Genomic DNA, 26,004 nt, shown 5'->3' on the forward strand with positions numbered 1-26,004 from the left:
GGTTCCCGCTTTCGCGGGAATGACGGTGGCCCCTTTGATTTTTCGGTGGCACTAACCGACGCCCGTCGCTCTTGCAGCCGACCCACTCCCCCTCACCGCGCCGCCGACACCTTCAGATTGTCATTGACCGAAACCACCCCCTCGACGCTGCGTATCGTCTTCAACGCGATGTCATGCTGCTGCTGCGTCGGCACCGTGCCGCTGACGTCGACCGCGCCTCGCAGCGTGGTCACGTGGATGCCGGTGGACTTGAGGTCCTTGGTGCCGAGCAGCCTGGTCTTGATCCTGGTGGTGATGGCGCTGTCCTCGACGGATTGCTTGGCCTGGTCGATCCCCGTCACCGCGCTGCTGTCCGGGTCGGGCCGGCCCGGCATGCCCGGCGCCGAGTTGACCGGTGCCACCGGCGCATTGTCCGTCGCGGCGAATATCAGGCCGCTCTTGTCGAGCGCGAGCGCGCTGCCGGCAGCCGCAGCCAGCGCCGCCGCAGCGCCGGCCATGCGCACGATGCGCGCGGTGGTTGGGGAAAATCGCATGGCTTCCCTCCTTGACGGTCCAGCGCACGCCGCTGCCGGGCTGGCAGGCAGCGCCACTGGCAAGGCATTTTCCAGCAAGCTCCATTCCCGCCATGGCGGGCATTGCGAGGCCTGCGGCAGCGGCGGGTTGCTGTGTAAAACGGGCCACGCGTTGTAAAAGCGCCGCGGCGCACGCGTGCCGCATCGCGCGCATGGCGCCGGGCCATGGCGGTGTGCGGGCGCTGTCGTGCTTGGCATGGCGATTGCGAAGAAGGGTCTGCGGCAGTTCGCCGCGTCAAGGAGCTAGCAATGGGACAGCAGCAACAGCCGGGTCAATCGCAGTCGGGCCAGAAGCAGCAGGAACAATCGCAATCGGGCCAGAAGCAGCAGGAACAATCGCAAACTGGCCAACGCGGCAGCCAGCAGCAACCGGGACAACAAGGCGGCGGGCAAATGGGTGACAAGGACCGCATGCAGGACCAACAGCAGCAGCAAGACCGCGGCAGCTCGCAGCCTGGCCAGCAAAGCGGCCAGCGCAGTGGCCAGCAGAGCGGCCAGGGCGGGCAGCAAGGTGGCCAGCAGGGCGGACAAGGCGGACAACGCCAGCAATAACCCCCTAGCCACCACAACAGGCAGCTATCCGGGTATGTGCGTGAGCAACATGCGGTGCTGACGCAGGGGCATACGCCGGAGATTGGCAGGCCGGGACCCTGAACGGGGCTCCGGCCCTTTTTACGGCCAGGGCCGGCGCGTTGCGCGCAGCTTGCCGCCACACCGTGTATGCTGGCCCTGACCCAATTCCTTTGCTTTCCAGGCAGCCCCAGCTTTGTCCAGCGTCACCGACCCCGCACCGGGCAGCGCCACGCCGCAGCGCCGCGGCCGGTTGCATCAGCTCTCCACGAGACTGCGCGAACAGGCCGGCGCGCACGTACGCGCGCTGACTCGCAGCAACTCCGGCCTGAGCCTGGACTATGACAACCCGCCGGGCGACCCGGGCCTGTTCGGCCCGGAAGCGGTCTGCTGGCGCGTGCATGCGGATTTTCCGGCGATGCTCGCCGGCGGGGTCAGCGCGTTGCTGCTGCAGACCCTGCATCCGCTGGCATTGGCCGGGGTCTGGGACCATTCCAGCTTTCGCACCGACATGCAGGGGCGCCTGGGGCGTACCGCGCAATTCATCGCCGGCACCACCTATGGCAGCCGCGCCGACGCCATGGCGCTGATCGAACGCGTGCGGCGCATTCATACCGGCGTGTCCGGCATCGCGCCGGACGGCCGGCCCTACGCGGCGTCAGACCCGGCGCTGCTGACCTGGGTGCACGTGGCCGAGGTCTCGAGCTTCCTGGCGGGTTACCTGCGCTATGTCGGCCCGCTCGGCGCTGCCGAGCAGGACCGCTATTACGCCGAGGTGGCCCGCATCGCGCAGTTGCTGGGCGCGGCCGACGTGCCGCGCTCGCGCGCAGAAGTAGCGGCCTACCTGGAGTCGATGCGGCCCGCGCTGCTGGCCAGCGAGCGCACCCGCGAAGTGGTGCGGCTGGTGCGCAAGATGCCGGTGGCCAATCCGTTGCTGCAGCCGGCGGTCAGCATCATGACCGATGCGGGCATCGCGCTGTTGCCGCCATGGGCGCGCCGCCAGCTGGATCTGGACGGCCCGTCGATCCGCCGGCCCGCGGCGCTGGCCGGCATGCGCGTGCTGGCGCCGGCACTGCGCTGGGCGCTGGGTGCCGGCCTGGCCGCGCGTGCGCGGCGGCGGGTGGCGCGCGGCTTCGACGCTCAGCCGGGTTGAGGCCAGCCTGCCCACATACCGCGCGCGCCGCCATTTGGGCGAATAGCGAACATTGCCGAAGGCAAGGCGGAATTAGCGCCAATATTCCCCGCATTTCGGGGAATCAGGCGCGCGTGAAGTGGCGTTAAATGTCGCTCGGCATTCCGAACGGCCGGTCAGGTTATGCGACCGCCAGGCCACAGCGCCGCAGAGCGCGATTCAAACGACGCGGGCAAAAAAGAAGCCCACGCGCGGGGTGCTCGTAGGCTTTCCAGGACTGCTCGAGCCAAACAGCTCTTGTCGTGAATATAAACGCGCTTACATGAGGTGTAAATCCTGTTTCTATCAGGGGATACCCTAGCGCAAAGCGCACGCATTTTTGTATTTCTGGCATTTCTGCCCCGGAAATCATTTTCGGGCCACTTCTTGCAGAGGCTGGCAGATTCCCGCCAACCCAGCGCCCGCCTGGCCTTGCCGGTCCCAGGCGGGCTTTCGTTCGCCCGTCCGGGCACGGCTTGCTACTCCAGAACACAAAACAAAAGCAACAACATGAGTAGAGCATTTCCTCTAGATCATCGGAGGCGTGCCGTCCGTCAACCCCTGTAAAACTTTGTTACTCTCGCCCCTGAAGTATTCCCCTTCTCTTCTGGCAGCACCAACCGCCGGCCATTGCGCGACATCCCGGGGCCGGCACGCAAGGCCGGGCCCCGGCGTAGCCCGGGCGGCCAGCCCGGTCGCCGTTACCGAGAGCGGATGTTTCCCCTGCCGCCCAGGCCGTGCCGCACCCCAAGCCGCCGGCCAACGGACCGTTATCAGCCGCCAGAACCCATGCGGGCTCTTCCGGAGTCGTTGTGAAGAAGAAGGAAATCCGGCCCAGGCAACCGAGCCGACGGCAACTGCAGTCCCAGCAATTCGCCGCATACCACATCAGCCAGACCCCGGTGATCGTGCACCTGTCCAACGGCGCCCGGCTGCACGGGCTGGTGCTGGCCGCGGACGATTTCGTGCTGCTGCTCGGCCGGCGGCCCGACGACATCCAGCCCACCGCGGTCTACAAGCGCGCCATCTGCCTGGTCACGCCGGCCGATGCGCCCGAGCCGGTCGCGGTCGCGCCGGAAACGGCGGCCGCGCCGGATTTCGTGCCGCTCTATATCCCGCGCACGCGCAAGCGCCGGTAAGCCGGCCTTCGGCCCCGACCCGCTCCCGCCTTCGTCGCCCGTCGTCGCACGGCGCCTCCCCCGCCCTGCCGGCATCCCGCGAAACTATCGCGGAGATCACTCTAAACCTTTGCCTTGCCCGGTCGATAACCCAAGCAACGGAGGCACTCTACGCCCTGCAAAGCAGGCCGCCAACGTTACGGCACTAGCCGGAATGCCCAAAACTTTGCATATAGGAGTCGTACCATGGCGCAAGTCATTAACACCAATTCGTTGTCTCTGATGACTCAGAACAACATGAACGCTTCGCAATCGTCGCTGAATACGGCGATCCAGCGCCTGTCGTCGGGCCTGCGCATCAACAGCGCCAAGGACGACGCCGCGGGCCAGGCGATTGCGAACCGCTTCACCGCCAACATCAAGGGCCTGACGCAAGCCCAGCGCAACGCCAACGACGGCATCTCGCTGGCGCAGACCACCGAAGGCGCGCTGACCGAAGTCAACAACAACCTGCAGCGTATCCGTGAACTGAGCGTGCAGGCCGCCAACGGCTCGAACTCGGCTTCGGACCTGAAGTCGATCCAGGACGAAATCAAGCAGCGCCTGCAGGAAATCGACCGCACCTCCGCCCAGACCGACTTCAACGGCGTGAAGGTGCTGTCGTCGGCGGCCAAGGACCTGACCATCCAGGTCGGCGCCAACGATTCGGAAACGATCACCATCGACCTGGAAGAAATCAGCTCGACGACGCTGAACCTGACCAGCTTCAACGTCAATGGCCCGAAGGCCCGCGGCGCCAACGCCTTCGACGGCGCTGCCGTGGCCACCTCGGCTGCCCACGCCGCTGCGGCTGACTTCCAGGCAGTGTTCGGTTCCAGCACCGCGCTGACCACCTCGTCGGTGACCGAAACCACCGCCGGCACGCTGGCTACCAAGCTGGGCGTGGCGTCGGGCAGCGTTGCCTTCACCAACCGCGCCATCGTCGATGGCAACGGCAACTGGTTCGCTGAAGTCACGATCAGCCCGGCCAGCGCCGCCGAATCGACCGCGCTGAAGGCCAGCGGCTTCGACATCGCCAACGGCTCCAGCCAGACGTTCTATGTCGGCGTCGACGCCGCCAATCCGACCTCGACCTCGGGCACGACCGCCACCTACAGCATCGACACCTCGAAGATCGACGTGTCGGCCCTGCAGCGCGGCGCCACCAGCAACCCGCTGGCCGCCATCGATGCCGCCCTGCAAAAGGTGGACGACCTGCGCAGCTCGCTGGGTGCGGTGCAGAACCGCTTTGACTCGGTGATCGCCAACCTGGGCACCACCGTGACCAACCTGTCGGCTTCGCGCTCGCGCATCCAGGACGCGGACTACGCCACGGAAGTGTCGAACATGACCCGCGCGCAGATCCTGCAACAGGCTGGCACCTCGGTCCTGGCGCAAGCCAACCAGACCACGCAGAACGTGCTGTCGCTGCTGCGTTAATCGCGCCAGCGCCTGGTGCAGAAGGCTGGGCCGCAAGGCCCGGCCTTTTTGCCACGGCACGCAGCCAGCGTTGCCGGAACGCTTTGCAGGCAGGCAGGCAGACAGTCTCCCTGCCTGCCTGCAAAGCGTTTCAACCCAGCAGTCAACCTCGCCCAACCGGACGGAGCAGCAGATGGCGCCTTCCCCGACAGTGAATCCAGGCACGGTGCGCCTGCCGCGCGATGTGTTTTCCGGCGCCTCGGTGCCGGCCACCGCGTCCAGTGTCGCCGCCGGCGAAAGAGACGCCGCCCCGGTGGCGGCAACCCCTGCACGGGCACTGCCGGGCACGCATGGCGCAGACACCGATGCAGCCTTGCGGGAGTTGGGAGAGACGCTGAAGGCCACGTCGATCGGACTGCGCTTCGAGATCGACGAAGACACCCACCGCGTTGTCACCAAGGTCATCGACAAGGAAACCGGCGAACTGATCCGGCAGGTGCCGACCGAGGAGGTCATGCGCATCGCCCGCGCGATCGACAAGCTGCAGGGGCTGTTCATCAGCCAGACAGCCTGACGACTCGCCGCATCGCAGTCCGCCATCCGAACATCAGTGGAAGAAAAAAGGCACGACAATCATGGCAACGATCTCCTCCCTCGGTATCGGCTCCAACCTGGACCTGAACACCCTGCTGCAGAACCTGGAAACGGCCGAGCGTGCCCCGCTGACGGTGATCAATAACCAGGCCAAGAGCTACCAGACCAAGCTGTCGGCGTTCAGCCAGGTCCAGAGCGTGCTATCCGCCTACCAGGCCGCGGCCAAGAAGCTGTCCGAGGCTGCCACCTTCGGCGCGGTCAAGGCCAGCGTCGGCTCGGCCGACGTGATGTCCGTCACCACCGCATCGAATGCCGTGCCGGGCAATTACAACATCACCGTGAATACGCTCGCCACCGCGCAGTCGCTGGTGAGCGGCAACGTTGCCGACCAGAAGGCTGTCATCGGCGGCGGCGACATCGTCTTCGACTTCGGCGAGGCCGTCGCGACCGGCGGCGCCGCGACCACCACGAAGACCGTCACGATCCCCGCCGGCTCGTCGCTCGAAGGCATGCGCGATGCCATCAACAAGGCGGGCATCGGCGTAACCGCCAGCATCATCAACGACGGCTCGGCAAGCCCCTACCGCCTGGTGCTGACCTCGGACAAGACCGGTACCGCGGCCACCATGCGCGTGTCCTCGACCGATGCGGCACTCAACAACGTGGTGGCCTTCGATCCCGCGGCCGGCGCCGGCGTGAACAAGATGGAACAGAAGGTGCCGCCGGCCAATGCCACGCTGAAGATCAACGGCATCGACGTGGTCAGCCAGAGCAATGCCGTCGCCGACGCGGCCCAGGGCGTGACCATGAACCTGTCCAGGACCGGCACCACGACGCTGGTCGTCACGCGCGACAACGAGGCCGTCAAGGCGGCGATCCAGGGCTTCGTCACCGCCTACAACAACATCCAGAGCACGGCCAAGTCGCTCACCGCGTTCGACACCACGGCGGGCACCTCGGCGGCGCTGACCGGCGACAATACGCTGCGCTCGATCCGCTCCAGCCTGCGCTCGATGCTGGGTGTGGCCATGGATGACGGCAACGGCGGCAAGATCACGCTGATGGGCATCGGCATCACGTTCGACAAGGACGGCACGATGAAGCTCGACGACACCAAGCTGAACAAGGCGCTGAACGAGAACCTGAACGGCGTCACGGCAATGTTCTCGGGCGTCGGCGGCGCCGCGGGACTGGGCAAGCAGGCCAGCGACTATGTCGAAGGCCTGTCCAAGACCGACGGGGCCCTGAAAGTGGCACAGGACGGCATCACCGACTCGCTCAAGGATCTGGAGGACGACTACGATCGCGTCGAGGCACGCGTCAATGCCACCGTCGAGCGCTACAAGGCCCAGTTCACCCAGCTCGACCTGCTCGTCGCCCAGATGAACCGTACCAGCAGCTACCTGACGCAGCAGTTCTCCGCGCTGAACAACACCGGCAAAAAGTAAGCCGCGCCCGCCAGAGCCAGAGGAAGCCAAGCCAATGTTCGCCCGCCAAGCCGCAAATGCCTACGCCCAGGTCGGCGTACAGACCGGCGCCATGAGCGCCAGCCCGCACAAGCTGATTGCCATGCTGTACGACGGTGCCCGCGCGGCGATCGCGCGGGCCAGGTTCCACCTTGAAGGAGGCGACATTGCCGCGCGCGGCAACGCCATCTCCAAGGCCATCGACATCATCGACAACGGGCTGCGCGCCGTGCTGGACCATGATGCCGGCGGCGAGATCTCCGCCAACCTCGAGGCCCTGTACGAATACATGGTGCGCCGGCTGATGCTGGCCAACCTGCGCAGCGACGCCGCATTGCTCGGCGAGGTCGATGGCCTGCTGGAAAGCCTCGCGTCGGCGTGGGCCCAGATCGACGAGACCGGTCAGGCCGCCGAGCACAAGCCCGCTCTACAGGACAACTGAAATGCGTACCCCCTCCGCTCCCGCGTTCTCGCCAATCGTCTCGTGCTACGAGCGCATTCTTGCGCTGTCGGTCCGCATGCTGGAAGCCGCCCAGGCCTCGGACTGGGATGCCGTGGCCGCATTGCAGCAAAGCTATCTGGCGGAAATCGAGCACCTGCGGCAGCTGGACCACGACGCATCGTTCTCCGATGCCGAACGTATGCGGCGCTACCAGCTGCTGGACCGCATCCTGACCTACGATGCGTGCATCCGCGACCTGGCCATGCCGCAACTGCAACGGCTCGGCAACCTGCTGACCAGCTCGCGCCGCCAGATCGAGCTGTCGGCGGCGTACGGTGCCACGGCCTGACCCCAGCCGAGCCACCACGCGCGCCCGCATAACGGCCCATAACCGCCCGCAACCGCCCACAACCGCCCATAACGGCCCATCACCGCTCATGACCGGCATCCTCCTGCTGCCAGGCCTGGCTGCCGGTCAGGCACCAGATGCGCAAGCACTGCGCCCCGCGCTGGCCATCGACAAACTGGCCGCGCTGCTTCCGGTACCGGAGACCACCGAGTCCGGCGTACAGAATTCGACCGGGCAGGCGGTCCGCAACAGCCAGCATGCGTCCGGCCCTGCCGGTGCCGCAGGCCCGAGCGCAGTGCTGGCTGGCACCTCCACGCGCGAATCACTGAGCGCCGCCGCGCGCGCCATCCTGGCCGTGATGGACGGCACCGAGAACGGACCGGTACAACGCGCGTCCCCGCTGCTGGGCACCGCACCGTCACCGGCGTCAGTGCCGGCGGCTGCAGCGGCACTGTCGAACGCCGTCAGCCAGAGCGGGCTGTTCTACGAATCACATCTCGCCCAGTGGTTCGCCGGCGCCCGTGCCTTGCCCGGCATCCTGCAGGAGCCGCAGGCCACCGTCCCGCGCGCCCACGGAGCTGCTGCCTCGACCGGGCCGGCGCCCTCGGCCAACGGTACGCCGGCGGCCGCATTGCTGACGTATGGCGGCGCGGCAACGGCCGGCGAGCCGCCCCGGTCCGCTACACCGGCGCTGATTCCGGCTTCGCAGGTATTGGCCGAAGCGCTCGCATCGCCGCGCAACCCGCGCGTGGGCCGCAGCCACGCGGCAGCCGAACGCGCGCTGCGCGACGGCGCCGGCTCGACCACGGCTTACCGCCACGCAGCGGCCGGCGACCTGCCCCTGCCGCGGCCTTCCGCGGCGTCGCTGGCTACCCAGGCATACCAGACCACGGCCGATGCAGCCCGCGCCGCCGATATGCCGTCTGCGGGCCCGCACGGCGCCGACCTGCCGGAGCAGGCGCCGGCCGATGCAGCGCGCCAGACCACGCCGGCCGGCCCGGCTATCCACCCGGCCACCGAAGGCCTGGTACGCCAGCAACTGGAACTGCTTGCCTCCCAGCAGTTCCGCCTTGCCGGCGAAGCCTGGCCCGGGGTGCCGCTCGAATGGGACCTCCGGCGCAGCGACGCCGATGGCAGCGCCGATGCACACGATGGCGGCGCGCGCCCCTGGACCAGCCGCATGTTGCTGCAATTACCCGGCCTCGGCGCCGTCGAGGCACTGCTGACGCTGGGTCCCGCCGGCCTCGAGGCCCGCGTGGCGACTACCGAAAGCGACATCGCGGCCCGCTTTATCGCGGCGCGCCCGCTGTTGCGCAGCCGGCTCGAAGCCCAGGGCATTGCGCTGCAGCGCCTTGACGTGCAGACCCGCGACACGCTGCAGCCGGGCGCGCAGCACAACGGCGGCGAGCCATGAGCGATCCCGGCCACGACCGCGGCGCGGCGGTCGCGCTCTCGTACCAGCACAGCGACAAGGCGCCCCGGATCGTCGCCAAGGGCTACGGCGTGGTGGCGGAGGCGATCATCGCCCGCGCCAGGGAGGCGGGCGTCTATGTGCACGACTCGCCCACGCTGGTCAACCTGCTGATGCAGGTCGACCTTGACAGCCAGATCCCGCCACAGCTGTATGTGGCGGTGGCCGAGTTGCTGGCGTGGCTGTACCAGCTCGACGCCGGCACCATTGCCGAGCTGCCGCAGCCCTGACGGCCGCCCGTTCCCAGCGGTGGCGCGGCGTATCGTGCCAGCCGTGCCCGCCGTGCCCGCCATCCGCGTCCCGACCGGAGAAATAGGCGCGATTTGGCCCTGTGTTCGGCCCGGCGTGGCGAAGATCCCTTTGTTACATTGACCCGGCCTTGCCTGGCAATGTACGGCGGGGCCACCTATCGCCACCCGGAGACCCGCCGCAATGCCTCGCCATATTCCTGCAGCCGCCACGCCGCAACGTCTGCTAGACAAGGCTCGTGCCCAATTCCAGGCAGATGACTACGCGGGCGCCTTGAAAACCCTCGGCCAGGCCGAGCGCATCGGCGTGCGTACGGTCGACAAGCATTTCCTGAAGGCGGCGAGCCTGTACAAGCTGGACCGCCACGATGAAGCGCTGGCCGCCGTGGAAACGGCGCTGGAGTGCTATCCGAAACACGCGCGGGTGCTGGCGCTGGCCGGGGCGATCGAAGTACAACGCGCGCGCTACCAGCGCGCGGCCGAACTGCTGAAACGCAGCCTGGACATCGATCCCAGGGGGCACGGCGTATGGCAGGAGTACGCGGCGGTGCTGTACCGCCTGATGGACTACGAAGGGTCACGCCTCGCCGGTCTCCAGGCCTTGCGCGTGGCGCCCAATGACTCGGCGGCGCTCGGCAACTATGCGTCCGCGCTGCGCGAGACGGGCGAATCGGTCGAGGCGATCACCTATTTCCGCAAGGCATGCGCGGTGGATCCCGCCCATCGCCACAACCGCACCAACCTGCTGTTCGCCTGCCTGTACGACGACAAGACCGATGCCGCGCAGATCCTGCACGAGACGCAGTCGTGGGCGCAAACGCTGGCCGCCCTCACGGCCGTTGCGCCGCCAGCCTGGCCGACGCGCCAGGGCCGGGTGCGTCTCGGGGTCTTCTCGAATGACCTGCGGCTGCACGCCTGCGCATACTTCCTGATCCCGCTGCTTGCCAACCTGGACCGCAACCGCTTCGAAGTCGTCCTGGTGTCGCTGAGCCCGGCCCTGGACCACATCACCGAGAAGATCCGCCAGTACGCCGACGAGTTCCTGGATGTGTCGCGCATGCGCGAGGAAGACGTCGTGGCCATGGTACGCGCGGCAGGGCTGGACGCGCTGGTCGACCTGGGCGGCTACGCCGGCGCGTCGCCGCTGACTTACATGGTGCACCAGCTCGCTCCGGTACAGCTGACCTGGCTGGGCTATCCCGGCACGACCGGCATGCGGCAGATCGGCTACCGCATCACCGACGGCATCGGCGACCCGGAGGGCAGCGACAAGCACTACACCGAGACCCTGCTCCGCGCCGACGTGTTCTGCGCATACCACCCTCTGGTGACCAATCCGCTCGGCATCTACGCGCGGCGCTACCGCGTGAACGACACGCCGGCGCTCGCCAACGGCTATATCACGTTCGGCGCATGCCACAGCATGGCCAAGCTGACGGCGCCGACGCTGCAGCTGTGGGCGGCGGTGCTGGCCGCCTGTCCGGGAAGCCGCTTGCTGATCGAGGCCAGCGGACTCGACCAGGACAGCCTGCGCGGGCGCACGCTGGCACGACTCGAGGCAAACGGCATCGATACCGCGCGCGTCGACCTGGTGGCCCGCAACAGTGCCAACCAGTACGTGACCTACCATCGCATCGACATCGCCCTGGATACCACGCCGGTCACCGGCGGCACCACGACCTGCGACACGCTGTGGATGGGCGTGCCCGTGGTTTCCCTGGCCGGCAGCATGTTCCACCAGCGCGTCTCCGCCCCCTTCCTGCACGCGACCGGTCTCGACGACCTGATCTGCGACACGCCGCAGCGCTATGTCGAAGTGGCCAGCGCGCTCGCCGCCGACGTCGGCCAGCTCAACGCGCTGCGGCAGTCGCTGCGCCAGCGCGTCGAAAGCAGTGCGATGTGCGACGCTGCCGGCTTCGCCCGCTGGTTCGAGGGCCAGCTTGCGGAACTGGTCGGTCAACGCAGGCCGGTGCCGGCCGCTGCGCCGCAGGATGCGCCCAGCGGTGTGCATTTCGGCGGCAAATGGCATGGCTACAACGAGATCGTGCTGTCGGTCGCGGCCCACCTGCACCGGCGCGAGTACGAGCCGCTGCGCAACCTGCTGGAGAACCTGACCTCGTCGTGGTATCGCCACTGGCTGGTCGCCTACGCGCTTGCCGTGATCGAACGCGATGGCGGCGATGCTGCCTTCGCCATCGAACTGCTGATCGAGAGCATCGGCATGCGCCCCTATGCGCTGCCGCTGTACCGGCTGCTGGCGCACTGGCTGGAGCAGGACGGACTGGACCGGGGTTCACTGGCCCAGCTGTTGCAGGATCAGTTCGGGCTGACGCTCGAAACCCTCGAGGCCTCTCCGGTGCCGACGGTGTTCGACGTGCTCGGCATCGCCGTGCAAGCGGCAACGCCCGTGCAAGCGGAGGTTGCCGCAGCATGAAGGCTGTCATTCTTGCCGGCGGACTCGGCACGCGCATTTCCGAGGAATCGCACCTGCGCCCGAAGCCGATGATCGAAATCGGCGGCAAGCCGATCCTGTGGCACATCATGAAGATGTACTCGGCGCATGGCGTGAACGAATTCGTGGTCTGCCTTGGCTACAAGGGCTACGTCATCAAGGAGTACTTTGCCAACTACTTCCTGCACATGTCGGACGTCACCTTCGACATGCGCGAGAACGGCATCACCGTGCACCAGCGCAAGGCCGAACCGTGGCGCGTCACGCTGGTCGATACCGGTGAAGACTCCATGACCGGCGGCCGCCTGCGACGCGTGCGCAGCTATCTTTCGCCGGACGAGCCCTTCTGCTTCACCTATGGCGACGGCGTCTCCGACATCGACATCTCCGCTGAGATTGCCTTTCATCGCGCGCATGGCAAGCGCGCGACCGTGGCCGCGGTGCAACCGCCCGGCCGCTACGGCGCCCTCCAGCGCGACAACGACAAGGTGGTCGGCTTCGCCGAGAAGCCGCGTGGGGACGGCGCCTGGATCAACGGCGGATTCTTCGTGCTGAACCCGCAAGTGATCGACCTGATCGAGGGCGATCATGTCAGCTGGGAAGAAGCGCCGATGCGGGCGCTGGCGCACAGCGGACAAATGGTGGCGTTCGAGCACCGCGGCTTCTGGCAGCCGATGGACACGCTGCGCGAGAAGAACCAGCTGGAAGAGCTGTGGCAATCCGGGGCGGCGCCGTGGAAAACATGGTGAGGCTCCCCCGCTGCGGCAGGCCCGGCAGCCTGGACGGCTTGCGCGGGCTCAGCGTCTTCATCACCGGCCATACCGGCTTCAAGGGCGCCTGGCTGACCTTGCTGCTGTCGCAGCTGGGCGCCAGGGTCAGCGGTTATGCGCTCGCGCCGGCGACCGTTCCCAACCTGTTTGGGCTGGCCGGGATCGAGGACACCATGGTCAGCCATACGGTGGGGGATATCCGTGACGCGGGCACGCTGCGCACGGCGATGCGCGCCGCCAGGCCCGAGCTGGTGTTGCACCTGGCGGCCCAGCCGCTGGTACGCGAGAGCTACCGCGACCCGCTCGCGACCTGGTCCACCAACGTGACCGGCACCGCGAACGTACTCGACGCCATACGCGCTTGCGACACCGTGCGCGCTGCCGTGGTCGTCACCACCGACAAGTGCTACGAGAACAAGGAGTGGCCGTGGGGTTATCGCGAAACCGATGCGCTCGGCGGACATGACCCCTATAGCGCCAGCAAGGCTGCCAGCGAACTGGTCGCGGCCAGCTACCGGCATTCGTTCCTGGACCGCGCCGGTGTATTGCTGGCCACGGCGCGCGCCGGCAACGTGATCGGCGGCGGCGACTGGTCCGCCGACCGGCTGATTCCGGATGCCGCGCGCGCGGCCGCAGCCGGCGCCACGCTGTCCATCCGCCATCCGCATGCGACCCGCCCCTGGCAACATGTGCTGGAGGCCCTTTACGGGTATCTGCAGCTCGCATCGCGGCTGCTCGCCGGGGAGCGCGACGTTGCCACCGCGTTCAATTTTGGTCCGGCCAACACTGACAACGTTTCGGTCGGCACGGTACTGAGCGGCCTGCAACGGCATTGGCCGGAACTGCAATGGGCGCACCACCCGCAAGCCGGTGCGCCGCATGAAGCCGGCCTGCTGATGCTCGATTGCGCCCGCGCCGGCCACATGCTGGCGTGGCGTCCGCGCTGGCCCCTTGAACAGGCGCTGGCCCGCACCGCCGAGTGGTATCGCCGCGTCCAGCGCGAGCCCGGCCTTGCCCGGGCCATGTGCGAACAACAGATCGAGGCGTACTTTGCCTGAACGCTTCTGCCGAACCTGCGCCCACCCATGAATGCTTCGACTGTCACGCCTCCGGCCTGCCGCGCCTGCGCTGCGCCGCTGGAACAAACGGTAGTGGATCTCGGCCTGTCGCCGATTTCCAATGCCTTCATCCGTCCAGAGCATGCCGATCGCGGAGAAATGTTCTATCCGCTGCATGCCATGGTCTGCACGAGCTGCTGGCTGGTGCAGCTGCGCGACGCGACCCCGGCCAACGTGCACTTTCATGACGACTACGTCTACTTCTCTTCCTACTCGTCGTCGTGGCTGGCGCATGCACGCAGCTACGTGGAAGCGATGCGCCAGCGCTTCGGGATCGGCACGCAAAGCCGCGTCATGGAGATCGCCAGCAACGACGGCTACCTGCTGCAGTACTTTGTGCAGGCCGGCGTGCCTTGCCTCGGCATCGAGCCCACCGCCAACACCGCCGCGGCGGCACGCGACAAGCACGTAGAAACGCGCGAGGTCTTCTTCGATGCGCAGAGCGCGCGCTCGCTCGCCGCGCAAGGCTGGCAGGTCGACCTGTTGCTGGGCAATAACGTGCTGGCCCACGTGCCGGACATCAACGACTTCGTCGCCGGCATGCCGGTGGTGCTCAAGCCGGAGGGCGTGATTACGCTGGAGTTTCCCCATCTGCTGCGGCTGCTGGAAGAGAACCAGTTCGACACGCTCTACCACGAGCACTATTCCTACCTGTCGCTGACCGCGCTGATGCCGGTGCTGGCGCGCGCAGGCCTGCGCGCCTTCGACGTCGAGCATCTGCCCACGCACGGCGGCAGCTTGCGGCTGTATGCCTGCCACGCCGCGGCACGCCATGCCGGCTCGCCCGCCGTGCAGGCGTGCCTGGATGCGGAAGGCGCCGCCGGACTGACCTCGGCCGCCGGCTACGCAGCGTTCGCGCAGCGCGTGCAGCGCGCCAGGCAGGAGCTGCTGGTGTTTCTGGTGGAGGCCAGGCGTGCCGGCAAACGCGTGGCGGCCTACGGGGCCGCCGCCAAGGGAAATACGCTGCTGAACTACTGCGGCGCACGCGCCGATCTGGTCGAGTTCGTGGTCGACCGCAATCCGGCCAAGCAGGGCCGCTTGCTGCCAGGTACGCGCATCCCGGTGCTGGCTCCAGAGGCCGTCACCACGCATCGCCCCGACTATCTGCTGGTGCTCCCATGGAACCTGCTTGACGAGATCCAGCAGCAAATGGCACACATCCGCGCCTGGGGCGGCCGCTTTGTCACCGCCATCCCCCATACCGTGGTGCATCCATGATTTTCACGCCGACCCGCATCGCCGGCGCATGGCTGATCGATCCCGAGCCGCTGCACGACGAGCGCGGCCATTTCGCCCGCGTCGTCTGCCAGGACACGTTCGAGCGCCATGGGCTCAATGCACGGTTCGTGCAGCAAAGCGTATCGCGCAACACGCGCGCCGGGATCCTGCGCGGCATGCATTTCCAGGCAGGCGACGCCGCAGAAGACAAGCTGGTGCGCACCACCACCGGCGCGGTCTACGACGTGATCCTGGACCTGCGCAGCGATTCCGCAACCTACCTTCAATGGCAGGCATTCGAACTCTCCGCGCAGTCGCAACGGGCGGTCTATATCCCGAAAGGGGTGGCGCACGGTTTCCAGACGCTTACGGCGTTGTCTGAGGTGTTCTACCAGATGACCGTTCCCTACAGCCCCCGGCACAGCCAGGGGGTGCGCTGGGACGACCCCGACATCGGCATCGCCTGGCCGGATTGTGAAGACCGGCTTATCTCGGCGAGGGATCTCGCGCTGCCGACACTGGCCGAATCGGCTGGTGCCGCACCGCGTTGATCGCTCCGTTTCCCCGACTCATTACCGCAGCCAAATCCGATACCCCATGAATACCGAAGCCCTTCAGAAACTGTCTGCGGCACTGCGGACCGTGGCCGCAAGCCCCGCTGCCCGCGACAAGGTCCTCGCCATGTGCAGGTCGATCGAACAGGACCTGGCCAGCTATGCCGGCAGCGTGCGCGATGATATCACCGGACCGATCATCGATGCGCTGCACGATGAAACCACCCGCCTGCGCAAGACGCTCTCCGACGGGACCGTATTCGAGTTCCTGTACCGCACCAAGATCGCCCGCGATTTCCTCATGAGCACGCCGGAGCAACCGGACCACGTCTGGGAGCCGCAAACCACCAAGCTGCTGCTGCGGCTGTGCGCGGCTGGCGGCCATGCGCTGGTCGGAGGGGCCTATTTCGGGGACCAGGTCGTCCTGATGGCACGCCGGCTGGCGCTGGCCGGAGGCACCTGCCACGCCTTCGAGCCGAACGCGGACCAGCTGGCCATGCTGCGGCGCAATGCCGAGCTCAATGCCGTCGGCAATATCCGCAGCTGGCGCCTGGGCCTGTGGTCGGACAGCACTTCGCACCTGCGCCTGGTGGGCCACGATTCGTTTGCCCATGCGGAACGCGCCGACGCCGCCGATGGTGCGGCCAGCTTCGCCACCATTACCGTTGACGACTACTGCGCGCAGCAGGACATCGATCGGCTCAGCCTGATCATGCTGGATATCGAAGGCGCCGAACTCAACGTGTTCAGGGGCGCGGCAAAGCAGCTGTCACGTCCGGCCGGTGCCGCGCCCAATCTGGTGTTCGAGGTGCATCGCCATTACGTCGACTGGAGCCATGGCCTGCAGAATGCCGAGATCGTCCGCGAACTCGCGGACTATGGCTACCATGTCTACGCGGTACGTGACTTCAATTCGAACGTCGATATGCGCGGACGCCCGGTCGAGCTTGTGCCGGTCGACGACATTTACCTCGACGGCCCCCCCCATGGCTTCAACATGGTCGCGGTCAAGGATCCCGCGCTGCTGCGTGCGGCCGATTTCGCACTGTGCCCCGGTGTCAGCCCCAAGCTGCTCTGGCACCGCGATCCGGCGCTGCACCACCCGCTCCATTGAACATGGCAATGACCATGCCTTGTACCGTCATTGGCGGCGCGGGCTTCGTCGGAAGACGGCTTGCCGCGAGGCTGCGCGCCGCCGGATGCGAGGTCAGCGTGCCGCGACGTGATGACCCCGAGCTGCTGTCGCGCGACCTGGGCCAGGTCTACTATTGCGCCGGGCTGACCGCCGACTACGCTGCCCGCCCGTACGACACGGTGCAAGCCCACGTGGGCCTGCTCGCCGACGTGCTGCGCGCGGGCCGCTTCTCCCGCCTTGTCTACCTGTCGTCCACCCGTCTCTACGACAGTGCGCCTCAGATGCCGGCAGACGAAGCAGCGCCATTGACGCTCGCGCCAGCCAACCCGCGTGCGCTCTACGATTTGTCCAAGGCGCTCGGCGAGAACCTTTGCCTGACGCTGGCACCGGGGCGGGCAACGGTGGCCAGGCTCTCGTGCGTGTTCGACTGGGAGGATGGCGCCCCCGGCTTCCTGTCCGGATGGCTGCAGCGGGCGGCAATCCAGCGCGAGCTCCGGCTGGACACCGACGCTGCCGTGGTGCGTGACTATATCCACCTCGACGACGTGGTCACGGCACTGGTCGCACTGGCGGAGGCGCCGGATACCGGCATCTTCAATGTCGCCAGCGGCACCAACGTCTCCAACGGCGAGCTGGCCGGGGTATTCAGGCGACGCGGCTGGCAGGTCGCGCTGGCTCGCGCCACGGCACCGCAGCTTGCGCCGCAGTGCCGTGTGCAACGGCTGCATGCACTGGGCGTCGTGCCGCGCGATGCGCGCGATATCGTCGACGCCCGGCTCGCGGAGATCGCTGCATGGAACTGATTGGTCAAACCGGCGCGAGCCTGGCCACCTATACCTGTGAGCAGGTCGACAGGCTGATACCGGACGGTCAAGCCCGGGCCATGCGCCCGGTGATCGAACGCAACCTTGACGAAGCACTGGCGCGCACGGTCCGCTGCATCGACGCCGTGAAGATGTGGAAGCCAGGAGCCTTCAACTACCTGCACTCCAGCCAGTACTGCCAGTATCTCTATTACCTCGCCAATACGATCTGGCGCAATGAACGGGACGCGCAGAACTGCACGCGGCTGTTCCTGCTGAACAAGGCGCTCAACGGCATCGACCTGTTCTACGAGATCGAGATGCCGGAGATCTTCTTCATCGGCCACTCCGTCGGCATCGTGCTCGCCAAGGCGACCTACGGCAACTATCTGGTGCTTTACCAGAATTCCACCGTCGGCAAGAACCATGGCGCGGCGCCGGTCATCGGCGACGGGGTGGTGATGTACCCCAACTCGGCCATCATTGGGCGCAGCCGCGTGGGTGCCGGCTCGGTGATCGCGCAAGGGGTCGGGGTGATCAACCGGGACACGCCGGGCGACTGCCTGGTCTTTGCCGGGCAGGGCGGCGACCTGGTTTGCAAGCCGGCGACGCAACCTGCGCTGGAGGAGTACTTCCGCGTCTGACAAGCCGGCCGTCAGGCGCGCTCGCCAGCCATCACCCCTGCCCGCTCGCGCGGTGCAGGGGTGTTTTTCCAGTCTGCCGGGCGATCACACCGGCATATTCATCATCTCCTGATACGCCGCCACCAGCCGGTTGCGCACCTGCACCCCCGTCTGGAACGACACATTGGCCTTCTGCAGGTCGATCATCACGTCATTGAGCGCCACGCCGGGCTTGCCCAGCTCGAACGCCTCGGCCTGGCCGTAGGCGCGTTCCTGCGCGGCGTTGATGCGGCCGAGCGAGCGCTGCAGTTCGCCGGCAAAGCCGCCGCCGACCGGCGCGGCGGACTGACTGGCACTGTTGCCCGAGGCAAGCTGGGACAGCCCGCGCAGTTGCTGCAGCATGCCCTCGATGGAAGAGATAGTGGTCATTTGGCTGGTCGTAGGCCGGCGTACCGGCTCGGTTGGTCTTGTGGCGCGCCCCTTGCATCACGCGCCGGCCTGCCGGCAGGCAGGCCTCGGGCGGTTCGCACCCAGTTTCAGCCCCCGCAGAGTACCCGTCCGCCGCGCCGGTCCATGGGCCGAAATCGGACAAAAAACCGGGTCTATTCGCCGGATTGTCGGGCTCAAGTCTGGCCGATCATTGCCACCGTGCCGGAAGAGCGCGGGCCAGGGCCCGTGCTAATGCCGGCAATCACCAGACAACCATCCATTCGGGAGTACGCGTGTTTTCTCTGCAGCGCAACGTGAGCAATGCGGTGAGCCGTGCCGTGAGCCGGGCCGACGACCAGGGCGGTCAGCATCGCCCGTGCCGTCGCGCGCACCGCCGCGCCGGATCCGGAGCACGCGCATGACCGCGGCAGTGGCACTGCCCGGGCGTCCGGCCGAAATGCTGGAGCGCCTGAAGGCCAACCCGAAGCTGCCGCTGATGCTGGGCGGCGCGGCGCTGGCCGCGGCGATCGCGGTGGGCGTGCTGTGGTCGCGCGGGCCGGACTACAAGGTGCTGTACAGCAACCTGTCCGAGCGCGACGGCGGCGCGGTGCTGCAGTCGCTGCAGCAGATGAACGTGCCGTACAAGTTCGCCGAAGGCGGCGGCGCCGTGATGGTGCCGGCCGAGAAGGTGCACGAGACGCGCCTGCGGCTGGCCTCGCAAGGCCTGCCCAAGAGCGGCACCGCCGGCATGGAGCTGATGGACAACCAGAAGTTCGGCATCAGCCAGTTTGCCGAGCAGGTCAACTACCAGCGCGGGCTGGAGGGCGAGCTGGCGCGCTCGATCGAGTCGATCGCCGCGGTGCAGTCGGCGCGCGTGCACCTGGCCATCCCCAAGCCCACGCTGTTCGTGCGCGAGCGCCAGAAGCCGACCGCGTCGATCGTGCTGCAGCTGTTCCCGGGCCGCGCCATCGATGAAGGGCAGGTCGCGGCGATCAGCCATTTGGTGTCGTCGAGCGTGCCGGAACTGACGCCCAAGTCGATCTCGATCGTCGACCAGCACGGCAACCTGCTGTCGAACACCGGCAACGAGCGCATGCTCGACGCCACCCAGCTCAAGTATGTGCAGGCGCTGGAGCAGAACTACCTGAAGCGCATCGAGGCGATCCTGACGCCGATCGTCGGCAAGGACAACGTGCGCGCGCAGGTCACCGCCGACGTCGATTTCTCCATCGTCGAGCACACCGACGAGAGCTACAAGCCCAACCAGGACCCGACCCGCACGGCGATCCGCAGCCAGCAGACCAGCGAATCGACCCAGCAGGGCGCAACGCCCCCGGGCGGCGTGCCCGGCGCGCTGTCGAACCAGCCGCCCGCTGCCGCCGCCGCGCCGGTGACCACGCCACAGACCCCGCGCGCGGGCCAGGCGCCGGGCCAGGCCGGCGCGCCGGCTGCTGCCCAACCCGGCCAGGCGGGCCAGCCCGGCCAGGCCGCGCAGGGCGCCACCACCGCCGCGTCCGGCGGCCCGAGCAGCAACCGCCGCGACTCCACCGTCAACTACGAGCTGGACCGCTCGGTGCGCCACGTGCAGCAGGCCCCGGGCGGCGTGCGCCGGCTGTCGGTGGCGGTGGTGGTCAACTACCGCCAGCAGGCCGATGCCAAGGGCAAGCTCGTGGCCGAGCCGCTGCCGCCGGCGCTGCTCGCGCAGATCCAGAACCTGACCAAGGAAGCGATGGGGTTCTCGGCCGACCGCGGCGACTCCATCAACGTGGTCAACAGCCCCTTCACCGCCGAGCGCGAGAAGGCCGAGCCCGAACTGCCGCTGTGGAAGCAGCCCGACATGATTGCACTGGGCAAGACCCTGGCCGGCTACCTGCTGCTGGCACTGCTGGCGCTGTTCGCGTGGTTCAAGGTGGCGCGCCCGATCCTGCGCCGCTACACCACGCCGCCGCTGCCGGCGCCGGAGCCCAAGGACGAGACCGAGGCGGTGCTGCTGCCGCCGGAAGAGCCGGCCAATCCGGAAGTGCTGCGGCTTGCCGCCAAGTACGAAAGCGATCTCGCGCTGGTGCGCGACGCCGCCCAGCGCGACCCGCGCCTGGTCGCCAGCGTGATCAAGAACTGGATTTCCAATGACAACCGCTAAAGGCATCTCAGAATCCGGCCTGCAGAAGAGCGCCATCCTGATGATGGCGATCGGCGAGGACGCCGCGGCCGAGGTGTTCAAGCACCTGTCGCAGCGCGAAGTGCAGGAGCTGGGCTCGGCCATGGCCACGCTCAGCTCGGTCACCCGCGAGGAAATGGCCGAGGTGCTGGGCGAGTTCCGCACCGAGACCGAGCAGTACCTGGCGCTGAACGTCGACTCCGGCGCGTTTATCCGCAGCGTGCTGAACAAGGCGCTGGGCGAGGAGCGCGCGCAGTCGGTGATCGAGGACATCCTGGAATCGCGCGACCCGGGCGGCGGCATCGACTCGCTCAACTGGATGGATGCCACGGCCATCGCCGAGCTGATCCGCGACGAGCATCCGCAGATCATCGCCACCATCCTGATCCACCTGGACCGCCAGAAGTCGTCGGAAGTGCTGGGGCTGTTCACCGACCGCCTGCGCAACGACGTGATCCTGCGCATCGCCACCTTCGGCGGCGTGCAGCCGGGCGCGCTGCAGGAGCTGACCGACGTGCTGACCAAGCTGCTGGCGGGCCAGAGCCTGAAGCGCAGCCGCATGGGCGGCGTGCGCACGGCGGCGGAGATCATCAACCTGATGAGCACCGCGCACGAGGAAGCGGTGATCGACGGCGTGCGCCTGCACGACGGCGACCTGGCGCAGAAGATCATCGACGAGATGTTCCTGTTCGAGAACCTGCTCGAGGTCGATGACCGCGGCATCCAGCGCGTGCTCAAGGAAATCGCCACCGAGTCGCTGATCGTCGCGCTCAAGGGCGCGCCGCAGGAGCTGCGCGACAAGTTTATCCGCAACATGTCCACGCGCGCCGGCGAGATGCTGCGCGAGGACCTGGACGCGCTGGGCCCGGTGCGCGTGTCGCAGGTCGAGGCCGAGCAGAAGGCCATCCTGCAGGTGGTAAGGCGCCTGGCGGATGCGGGCGAAGTGCAGATCGGCGGAGGCGACGATGCCTATGTCTGAAGCCGACCCCGAGCGCGGCAGCGCGCGCCGCGCGTTGGGCGCGGAGCCGCCGCCGTCCCTGGCCGGGCACCGCGCGGCGGGCGCGGCCGGCGGTACGGGCGGCTTTGCGCCGTTCGAGCCGCCGCGCCGCGCGCGTGGCGGCGCCGCCGGCTGGCAGCGCTGGCAGATGGGCTCGCTCGATACGCGGCATGCCGCGCCGCTGGAAACGCTGGCCGCCGTGCCCGCCGAACCCGCGCCGCCGCCGATCGACTTCGCCGCGCTCGACGCGATGCGCGAGGGCGCGCGCAAGGAAGGCTATGCCCAGGGCTACACCCAGGGCCAGACCCAGGGCTACGGCGACGGCCATCGCGAAGGCTATGCGCGCGGCCTGGAAGCCGCCCGCAACGAGGCCGCGCAGCTGCAGGCGCTGGCCGGCAATTTCCGCAGCGCGCTGAGCCAGGTGGACGACGCGGTCGCGCGGGCGCTGGTGTCGCTGGCGCTGGACGTGGCGCGCCAGCTGGTGCGCTCGACGCTGGCGCAAGATCCCGCGGCGCTGCTGCCGGCGGTGCGCGAGCTGCTGACCAGCGAACCCGCGCTGTCGGGATCGCCCAGCCTGCTGCTGCACCCCGACGACGTGGCGCTGGTGGAAACGCACCTGCACGGCGAACTGGCCGCGGCCGGCTGGACCGTGCGCGCTGACCCGTCAGTGGCGCGCGGCGGCTGCATCGCCAGCGCCGCCAGCGGCGAGCGCGACGCCACGCTGCCCACGCGCTGGACCCGGGTGGTGCGCGCGCTGGGCCGCGACGACCCGTGGGAGCCGCCGCATGCCTGACACCGCGCAGCACACCCACGCCGGCACGCCCGCGACGGATGCGGCGCAAGCCCACACGCAACGCTGGATCGGCGCGCTGAACGGCGCCGCGGCCGGCATCGCCGGGCTCGACAGCAAGCGCAGTTGCGGCCGCCTGACGCGCGCCGCGGGGCTGGTGCTGGAAGCCGTGGGCCTGCGCCTGCCGGTGGGCAGCGATTGCCTGATCGAGCTGCCGGCCGGACAGTTCACCACCGACAGCAACGCCCCGCGCACCGCCGAGGCCGAAGTGGTCGGCTTTGGCGCCGACCGCCTCTACCTGATGCCGCAGTCCGACGTGGTGGGCCTGCTGCCGGGCGCGCGCGTCTATCCGCTGGAGCCGTCGCCGCAACCGGCCGGCGCCAGCGCGCCGCGCGAGCCGGGCTCCAAGCGCCTGCCGGTCGGCGCCGGCCTGCTAGGGCGCGTGCTCGATGCAGCGGGCCGCCCGCTCGACGGGCTCGGCCCGATCACCGCCGCGATGGAAGTGCCGCTGGCCGGCGAGCAGATCAACCCGCTGATGCGCGCCCCGATCGACACCGTGCTCGACACCGGCGTGCGCGCCATCAACGGCATGCTGACGGTCGGCCGCGGCCAGCGCATGGGCCTGTTCGCGGGCTCCGGCGTGGGCAAGAGCGTGCTGCTCGGCATGATGGCGCGCTACACCAGCGCCGACGTGATCGTGGTCGGCCTGATCGGCGAACGCGGCCGCGAGGTGAAGGAGTTCATCGAGAACATCCTGGGGCCGGAGGGCCGCCGCCGCTCGGTGGTGGTGGCCGCGCCGGCCGACTGCTCGCCGCTGCTGCGCATGCAGGGCGCCGCCTATGCCACGCGGCTGGCCGAGTACTTCCGCGACCAGGGCCAGCACGTGCTGCTGATCATGGATTCGCTGACACGCTACGCCATGGCGCAGCGCGAGATTGCGCTGGCGATCGGCGAGCCGCCCGCCACCAAGGGCTATCCGCCATCGGTCTTCGCCAAGCTGCCGACGCTGGTCGAGCGCACCGGCAACGGCCCCGAGGGCGGCGGCTCGATCACCGCGTTCTACACCGTGCTGACCGAAGGCGACGACCAGCAGGACCCGATCGCCGATTCCGCGCGCGCCATCCTGGATGGCCATATCGTGCTGTCGCGCAGCCTGGCCGAGGCCGGCCACTATCCGGCGATCGACGTCGAGGCTTCGATCAGCCGCGCCATGACCGCGCTGATCCCGCACGAACAGTTCGGCTCGGTGCGCCGCTTCAAGCAGCTGATGTCGCGCTACCAGCGCAACCGCGATCTGATCAGCGTGGGCGCCTACGTGCCCGGCAACGATCCGGAGCTGGACCTGGCGATCCAGCTGCATCCGCGCATGGAAGCCTTCCTGCAGCAAGACATCCACGAGCGCGCCGGCTACGCCGACGCGATCGCCGCGTTGCACAGCCTCTTCGACAGGAGTGAACATGCTCAAGCATTCACCGCTCAACACGCTGGCTGACCTGGCCCAGACCGATACCGACACCGCCGCGCGCGAGCTGGGCCGGCTGCAGGGCCTGCGCACGCAGGCGGAGCAGCAGCTCAACCAGCTGACGCAGTACCGCCAGGAATACCGCGAGCGCATGCAGGTGGTGGCAGCGCAGGGCATGACCTCCAGCCGCTGGCAGGATTTCTCGCGCTTCCTGGATTCGCTGGACCATGCCATCCGCCAGCAGGGCGCGGCGCTGGCCAAGGCCGAGGCCGACCTGCTGGCCGGGCGCAACCGCTGGCAGCACCAGAAGCGCCGGCTGAATTCCTTCGACACGCTGATCGCGCGCGCCGACGCCAGGCAGGAGCAGGTGGCCACGCGCCGCGAGCAGCGCGCCAACGACGAATACGCCGCCCGCCTGGCCCGCGCCACGGCCGGCCGCCTGAGCGAAGCCTGATCGAAGAAACGAAGCCGGGGCGGCAGCAAGCCGCCAGGCCACACGTAGCGAATCCCCCCATGATCGATATCAGCCAGATTGTCAGCAGTGCCGCCAACGCCGTGGAAGGCGCCCGGCGCGCCAGCGCCGACGCCGCCGCGAGCGGCTTCCGCGACGCGCTCTCGCAGGCCCGCGACAGCCACAAGGCCGCGACACCGGCGCCTGCGGCCAAAGAGACCGTGGCACGCGACAAGCCCGCTGCCCGGCCGGCCGCCGCGCAGGCGGACGGCGGCAAGCCGCAGCACGCTGTCAGCAAGAAGCCCGCTCCGAGTGAGAAGGACCAGGACCAGGAAGACACCGCCTCAGCCCCGACCGATGCCGCCGCAGCCGCGGCCGCGTTGGCGCTGATGCTGCCTGCCGCCGCGCCGGCGAACCCCGCTGCGGTCCCGACCGGGGCAGCGGGGGCAGCCGGGACGACAGGCACCGCGGCCGCCGCGGTCGCCGGCATGGCCGACACCGGCACTGCCGCGGCCTTGCAGGCGGCGCTCGCGGGCGCGCCCGGCACCTCTGCGCAAACCCAGGCCGATGCGGATGCCACCGCGGGCCTCGCTGCGGGGACGACCTTGCCCGGCGCCATGCAGGCTGCCAGCGCCGAAGCGCGGCCGGCGCAGCCGTCGGTCGCCGACACGCTGGCCACCATCGCCTCGCAGCGCGCGGCGCTGCAGCCCGGCGGCAGCACCGGCACCGATGCCAAAACCGGCACGACGCAGTCCGTTGCCGGCGACGCACTGGCGCTGCGGCAACCGGACCTGGCAGGCCAGGACGCCGGCGCCTCGGCCGGCGGATCGGGGCATCGCCCCGACAGCGGTCTCGGCCAGCATCGCGCCGATGCGCTCGCCGCCAGCACGGGCACGCCCGATGCACGGTCTGCGGCCACCCCATTCGCCGCGGTGCAGGCCGCACGCGCCGGCGACACCGTGTCGGCCAGCCCCGAAGGCACCCCGGCCATGGTTGCCACGCTCGCCGGCCAGCCCACCCCGGCGGCAGCCGCCGCTGCCGCCAGCCGCCCCGTGGTCGCCCCGCCGCTGTACGACAGCCAGTGGCCGCAGGCCCTGGGCCAGCAGATGATCCGCCTGGGCACGCAAGGCCAGCAAAGCGCCGAACTGCAGCTGAACCCGCCCGACCTGGGCCCGCTGAAGGTGGTGCTCAACGTGGTCAACGACCAGGCCCAGGCGCAATTCGTCTCGCCCCACCAGGCCGTGCGCGCCGCGGTCGAAGCCGCGCTGCCGCACCTGCGCACCGCGTTGTCCGAAAACGGCATCCAGCTGGGACACACCTCGGTGGGCGCCGATGGCTTTGCCAGCCAGGCGGGCAACGGCAACGGGCAGCAACAGCAGGCGCCGGGGCACGGGCGAGGGCAAGCGGGCTTTGGTGGCGCCGCGGTGGCGGCGGTAGAGCCGGTGCCAGCGGGCGGTGCAGCGGCGCGGCCGGCGCGTGTGCTGGCGCAGGGGGAGATTGATACGTTCGCGTGAGGGCGCTATCGCGCGGAGCAGCATGGAAGGCCGCCGCAAGGGCGGCCTTGTCATGTCTGCACCGCGCGCAC

Annotated in this window: 26 protein-coding genes; 23 read left to right on the forward strand and 3 right to left on the reverse strand. The window is 68.5% G+C overall.

The features are described 5' to 3' along the window. Positions 1 to 92: 92 nt before the first annotated feature. Both CBM2594_RS24325 and CBM2594_RS24330 read right to left on the reverse strand, forming a co-directional pair. Positions 93 to 533: a BON domain-containing protein gene (locus tag CBM2594_RS24325; protein WP_116359330.1), complete on the reverse strand. Its 441-nt coding sequence runs from the start codon at positions 531 to 533 to the stop codon at positions 93 to 95. 282 nt (positions 534 to 815) lie between these two features. Next, positions 816 to 1,103: a hypothetical protein gene (locus CBM2594_RS24330; protein WP_198048205.1), complete on the reverse strand. Its 288-nt coding sequence runs from the start codon at positions 1,101 to 1,103 to the stop codon at positions 816 to 818. 235 nt (positions 1,104 to 1,338) lie between these two features. Here CBM2594_RS24330 and CBM2594_RS24335 point away from each other — a divergent pair, with 235 nt between their 5' ends. The 17 genes from CBM2594_RS24335 (at position 1,339) to CBM2594_RS24415 (ending at position 18,153) form a co-directional block, all read left to right on the forward strand. Then, complete coding sequence (locus tag CBM2594_RS24335; protein WP_116359331.1) at positions 1,339 to 2,295, forward strand: oxygenase MpaB family protein; 957 nt, start codon at positions 1,339 to 1,341, stop codon at positions 2,293 to 2,295. 830 nt (positions 2,296 to 3,125) lie between these two features. Next, complete coding sequence (locus CBM2594_RS24340) at positions 3,126 to 3,452, forward strand: RNA chaperone Hfq (RefSeq protein WP_116359332.1); 327 nt, start codon at positions 3,126 to 3,128, stop codon at positions 3,450 to 3,452. A 225-nt stretch (positions 3,453 to 3,677) separates the two neighbouring features. Further along, on the forward strand, positions 3,678 to 4,910 hold the full coding sequence (locus tag CBM2594_RS24345) for a FliC/FljB family flagellin (protein WP_116359333.1): 1,233 nt from the start codon (positions 3,678 to 3,680) through the stop codon (positions 4,908 to 4,910). A 172-nt stretch (positions 4,911 to 5,082) separates the two neighbouring features. After that, a complete protein-coding gene (locus CBM2594_RS24350) occupies positions 5,083 to 5,463 on the forward strand; it encodes a flagellar protein FlaG (protein ID WP_116359334.1) in 381 nt (126 codons plus the stop codon). 61 nt (positions 5,464 to 5,524) lie between these two features. Next, positions 5,525 to 6,931: a flagellar filament capping protein FliD gene (fliD, locus tag CBM2594_RS24355; RefSeq protein WP_116359335.1), complete on the forward strand. Its 1,407-nt coding sequence runs from the start codon at positions 5,525 to 5,527 to the stop codon at positions 6,929 to 6,931. Between the two features lie 34 nt (positions 6,932 to 6,965). Then, on the forward strand, positions 6,966 to 7,391 hold the full coding sequence (gene fliS, locus CBM2594_RS24360; protein WP_116359336.1) for a flagellar export chaperone FliS: 426 nt from the start codon (positions 6,966 to 6,968) through the stop codon (positions 7,389 to 7,391). Between the two features lies 1 nt (position 7,392). Next, on the forward strand, positions 7,393 to 7,740 hold the full coding sequence (locus tag CBM2594_RS24365; RefSeq protein WP_116359337.1) for a flagellar protein FliT: 348 nt from the start codon (positions 7,393 to 7,395) through the stop codon (positions 7,738 to 7,740). An 88-nt stretch (positions 7,741 to 7,828) separates the two neighbouring features. Further along, positions 7,829 to 9,154 carry a flagellar hook-length control protein FliK gene (fliK, locus tag CBM2594_RS24370; RefSeq protein ID WP_116359338.1) on the forward strand — a complete coding sequence of 442 codons (1,326 nt, stop codon included), beginning with the start codon at positions 7,829 to 7,831 and terminating at the stop codon, positions 9,152 to 9,154. Then, entirely contained in the window at positions 9,151 to 9,441 is a 291-nt protein-coding gene (locus CBM2594_RS24375) for an EscU/YscU/HrcU family type III secretion system export apparatus switch protein (protein ID WP_116359339.1), read from the forward strand. The genes fliK and CBM2594_RS24375 overlap by 4 nt, the downstream gene beginning before the upstream one ends. Before the next feature lie 292 nt (positions 9,442 to 9,733). Continuing rightward, on the forward strand, positions 9,734 to 11,893 hold the full coding sequence (locus CBM2594_RS24380; protein WP_232346735.1) for an O-linked N-acetylglucosamine transferase, SPINDLY family protein: 2,160 nt from the start codon (positions 9,734 to 9,736) through the stop codon (positions 11,891 to 11,893). Next, positions 11,890 to 12,660: a glucose-1-phosphate cytidylyltransferase gene (gene rfbF, locus CBM2594_RS24385; protein ID WP_116359341.1), complete on the forward strand. Its 771-nt coding sequence runs from the start codon at positions 11,890 to 11,892 to the stop codon at positions 12,658 to 12,660. Before CBM2594_RS24380 ends, rfbF begins: the two co-directional genes overlap by 4 nt. Continuing rightward, on the forward strand, positions 12,654 to 13,739 hold the full coding sequence (rfbG, locus tag CBM2594_RS24390) for a CDP-glucose 4,6-dehydratase (RefSeq protein WP_116359342.1): 1,086 nt from the start codon (positions 12,654 to 12,656) through the stop codon (positions 13,737 to 13,739). Before rfbF ends, rfbG begins: the two co-directional genes overlap by 7 nt. Before the next feature lie 27 nt (positions 13,740 to 13,766). Further along, a complete protein-coding gene (locus tag CBM2594_RS24395; RefSeq protein ID WP_116359343.1) occupies positions 13,767 to 15,017 on the forward strand; it encodes a class I SAM-dependent methyltransferase in 1,251 nt (416 codons plus the stop codon). After that, a complete protein-coding gene (gene rfbC, locus CBM2594_RS24400; RefSeq protein ID WP_116359344.1) occupies positions 15,014 to 15,568 on the forward strand; it encodes a dTDP-4-dehydrorhamnose 3,5-epimerase in 555 nt (184 codons plus the stop codon). Before CBM2594_RS24395 ends, rfbC begins: the two co-directional genes overlap by 4 nt. A 46-nt stretch (positions 15,569 to 15,614) precedes the next feature. Then, positions 15,615 to 16,685: an FkbM family methyltransferase gene (locus CBM2594_RS24405; protein WP_116359345.1), complete on the forward strand. Its 1,071-nt coding sequence runs from the start codon at positions 15,615 to 15,617 to the stop codon at positions 16,683 to 16,685. 2 nt (positions 16,686 to 16,687) lie between these two features. Further along, positions 16,688 to 17,509: an NAD-dependent epimerase/dehydratase family protein gene (locus tag CBM2594_RS24410; RefSeq protein WP_116359346.1), complete on the forward strand. Its 822-nt coding sequence runs from the start codon at positions 16,688 to 16,690 to the stop codon at positions 17,507 to 17,509. Then, a complete protein-coding gene (locus CBM2594_RS24415; RefSeq protein ID WP_232346736.1) occupies positions 17,500 to 18,153 on the forward strand; it encodes a hypothetical protein in 654 nt (217 codons plus the stop codon). The genes CBM2594_RS24410 and CBM2594_RS24415 overlap by 10 nt, the downstream gene beginning before the upstream one ends. Positions 18,154 to 18,237: 84 nt before the next feature. Here the strand turns inward: CBM2594_RS24415 and fliE are convergent, their stop codons facing one another. Next, positions 18,238 to 18,561: a flagellar hook-basal body complex protein FliE gene (fliE, locus tag CBM2594_RS24420; RefSeq protein WP_116359348.1), complete on the reverse strand. Its 324-nt coding sequence runs from the start codon at positions 18,559 to 18,561 to the stop codon at positions 18,238 to 18,240. Between the two features lie 418 nt (positions 18,562 to 18,979). Here fliE and fliF point away from each other — a divergent pair, with 418 nt between their 5' ends. Genes fliF through CBM2594_RS24450 form a run of 6 tightly spaced genes read left to right on the forward strand, consistent with a single transcriptional unit; the run spans position 18,980 to position 25,933 of the window. Further along, positions 18,980 to 20,701 carry a flagellar basal-body MS-ring/collar protein FliF gene (gene fliF, locus CBM2594_RS24425; RefSeq protein ID WP_116359349.1) on the forward strand — a complete coding sequence of 574 codons (1,722 nt, stop codon included), beginning with the start codon at positions 18,980 to 18,982 and terminating at the stop codon, positions 20,699 to 20,701. Next, positions 20,688 to 21,698: a flagellar motor switch protein FliG gene (gene fliG / locus CBM2594_RS24430; protein WP_116359350.1), complete on the forward strand. Its 1,011-nt coding sequence runs from the start codon at positions 20,688 to 20,690 to the stop codon at positions 21,696 to 21,698. The genes fliF and fliG overlap by 14 nt, the downstream gene beginning before the upstream one ends. After that, positions 21,685 to 22,509 carry a flagellar assembly protein FliH gene (fliH, locus tag CBM2594_RS24435; RefSeq protein WP_116359351.1) on the forward strand — a complete coding sequence of 275 codons (825 nt, stop codon included), beginning with the start codon at positions 21,685 to 21,687 and terminating at the stop codon, positions 22,507 to 22,509. The genes fliG and fliH overlap by 14 nt, the downstream gene beginning before the upstream one ends. Continuing rightward, positions 22,502 to 23,998: a flagellar protein export ATPase FliI gene (gene fliI / locus CBM2594_RS24440; RefSeq protein WP_116359352.1), complete on the forward strand. Its 1,497-nt coding sequence runs from the start codon at positions 22,502 to 22,504 to the stop codon at positions 23,996 to 23,998. Before fliH ends, fliI begins: the two co-directional genes overlap by 8 nt. After that, positions 23,964 to 24,422 (forward strand): flagellar export protein FliJ, encoded by a 459-nt coding sequence (gene fliJ / locus CBM2594_RS24445; RefSeq protein ID WP_116359353.1) that lies wholly within the window; start codon positions 23,964 to 23,966, stop codon positions 24,420 to 24,422. Before fliI ends, fliJ begins: the two co-directional genes overlap by 35 nt. A 59-nt stretch (positions 24,423 to 24,481) precedes the next feature. Continuing rightward, a complete protein-coding gene (locus CBM2594_RS24450; RefSeq protein ID WP_116359354.1) occupies positions 24,482 to 25,933 on the forward strand; it encodes a flagellar hook-length control protein FliK in 1,452 nt (483 codons plus the stop codon). Positions 25,934 to 26,004: the final 71 nt, after the last annotated feature.

Source organism: Cupriavidus taiwanensis, from assembly GCF_900249755.1.
Classification (GTDB): domain Bacteria; phylum Pseudomonadota; class Gammaproteobacteria; order Burkholderiales; family Burkholderiaceae; genus Cupriavidus; species Cupriavidus taiwanensis_D.

Coding starts and splice junctions, on each gene's coding strand:
- rfbF (WP_116359341.1), top strand. CDS start 11,890: ATGAAGGCTGTCATTCTTGCCGGCGGACTCGGCACGCGCATTTCCGAG.
- CBM2594_RS24345 (WP_116359333.1), top strand. CDS start 3,678: ATGGCGCAAGTCATTAACACCAATTCGTTGTCTCTGATGACTCAGAAC.
- CBM2594_RS24405 (WP_116359345.1), top strand. CDS start 15,615: ATGAATACCGAAGCCCTTCAGAAACTGTCTGCGGCACTGCGGACCGTG.
- CBM2594_RS24450 (WP_116359354.1), top strand. CDS start 24,482: ATGATCGATATCAGCCAGATTGTCAGCAGTGCCGCCAACGCCGTGGAA.
- CBM2594_RS24395 (WP_116359343.1), top strand. CDS start 13,767: ATGAATGCTTCGACTGTCACGCCTCCGGCCTGCCGCGCCTGCGCTGCG.
- fliJ (WP_116359353.1), top strand. CDS start 23,964: ATGCTCAAGCATTCACCGCTCAACACGCTGGCTGACCTGGCCCAGACC.
- CBM2594_RS24410 (WP_116359346.1), top strand. CDS start 16,688: ATGGCAATGACCATGCCTTGTACCGTCATTGGCGGCGCGGGCTTCGTC.
- fliE (WP_116359348.1), bottom strand. CDS start 18,561: ATGACCACTATCTCTTCCATCGAGGGCATGCTGCAGCAACTGCGCGGG.
- fliH (WP_116359351.1), top strand. CDS start 21,685: ATGCCTATGTCTGAAGCCGACCCCGAGCGCGGCAGCGCGCGCCGCGCG.
- CBM2594_RS24325 (WP_116359330.1), bottom strand. CDS start 533: ATGCGATTTTCCCCAACCACCGCGCGCATCGTGCGCATGGCCGGCGCT.
- fliK (WP_116359338.1), top strand. CDS start 7,829: ATGACCGGCATCCTCCTGCTGCCAGGCCTGGCTGCCGGTCAGGCACCA.
- CBM2594_RS24365 (WP_116359337.1), top strand. CDS start 7,393: ATGCGTACCCCCTCCGCTCCCGCGTTCTCGCCAATCGTCTCGTGCTAC.
- fliS (WP_116359336.1), top strand. CDS start 6,966: ATGTTCGCCCGCCAAGCCGCAAATGCCTACGCCCAGGTCGGCGTACAG.
- CBM2594_RS24415 (WP_232346736.1), top strand. CDS start 17,500: ATGGAACTGATTGGTCAAACCGGCGCGAGCCTGGCCACCTATACCTGT.
- rfbC (WP_116359344.1), top strand. CDS start 15,014: ATGATTTTCACGCCGACCCGCATCGCCGGCGCATGGCTGATCGATCCC.
- fliD (WP_116359335.1), top strand. CDS start 5,525: ATGGCAACGATCTCCTCCCTCGGTATCGGCTCCAACCTGGACCTGAAC.
- CBM2594_RS24350 (WP_116359334.1), top strand. CDS start 5,083: ATGGCGCCTTCCCCGACAGTGAATCCAGGCACGGTGCGCCTGCCGCGC.
- CBM2594_RS24375 (WP_116359339.1), top strand. CDS start 9,151: ATGAGCGATCCCGGCCACGACCGCGGCGCGGCGGTCGCGCTCTCGTAC.
- fliG (WP_116359350.1), top strand. CDS start 20,688: ATGACAACCGCTAAAGGCATCTCAGAATCCGGCCTGCAGAAGAGCGCC.
- fliF (WP_116359349.1), top strand. CDS start 18,980: ATGACCGCGGCAGTGGCACTGCCCGGGCGTCCGGCCGAAATGCTGGAG.
- fliI (WP_116359352.1), top strand. CDS start 22,502: ATGCCTGACACCGCGCAGCACACCCACGCCGGCACGCCCGCGACGGAT.
- rfbG (WP_116359342.1), top strand. CDS start 12,654: ATGGTGAGGCTCCCCCGCTGCGGCAGGCCCGGCAGCCTGGACGGCTTG.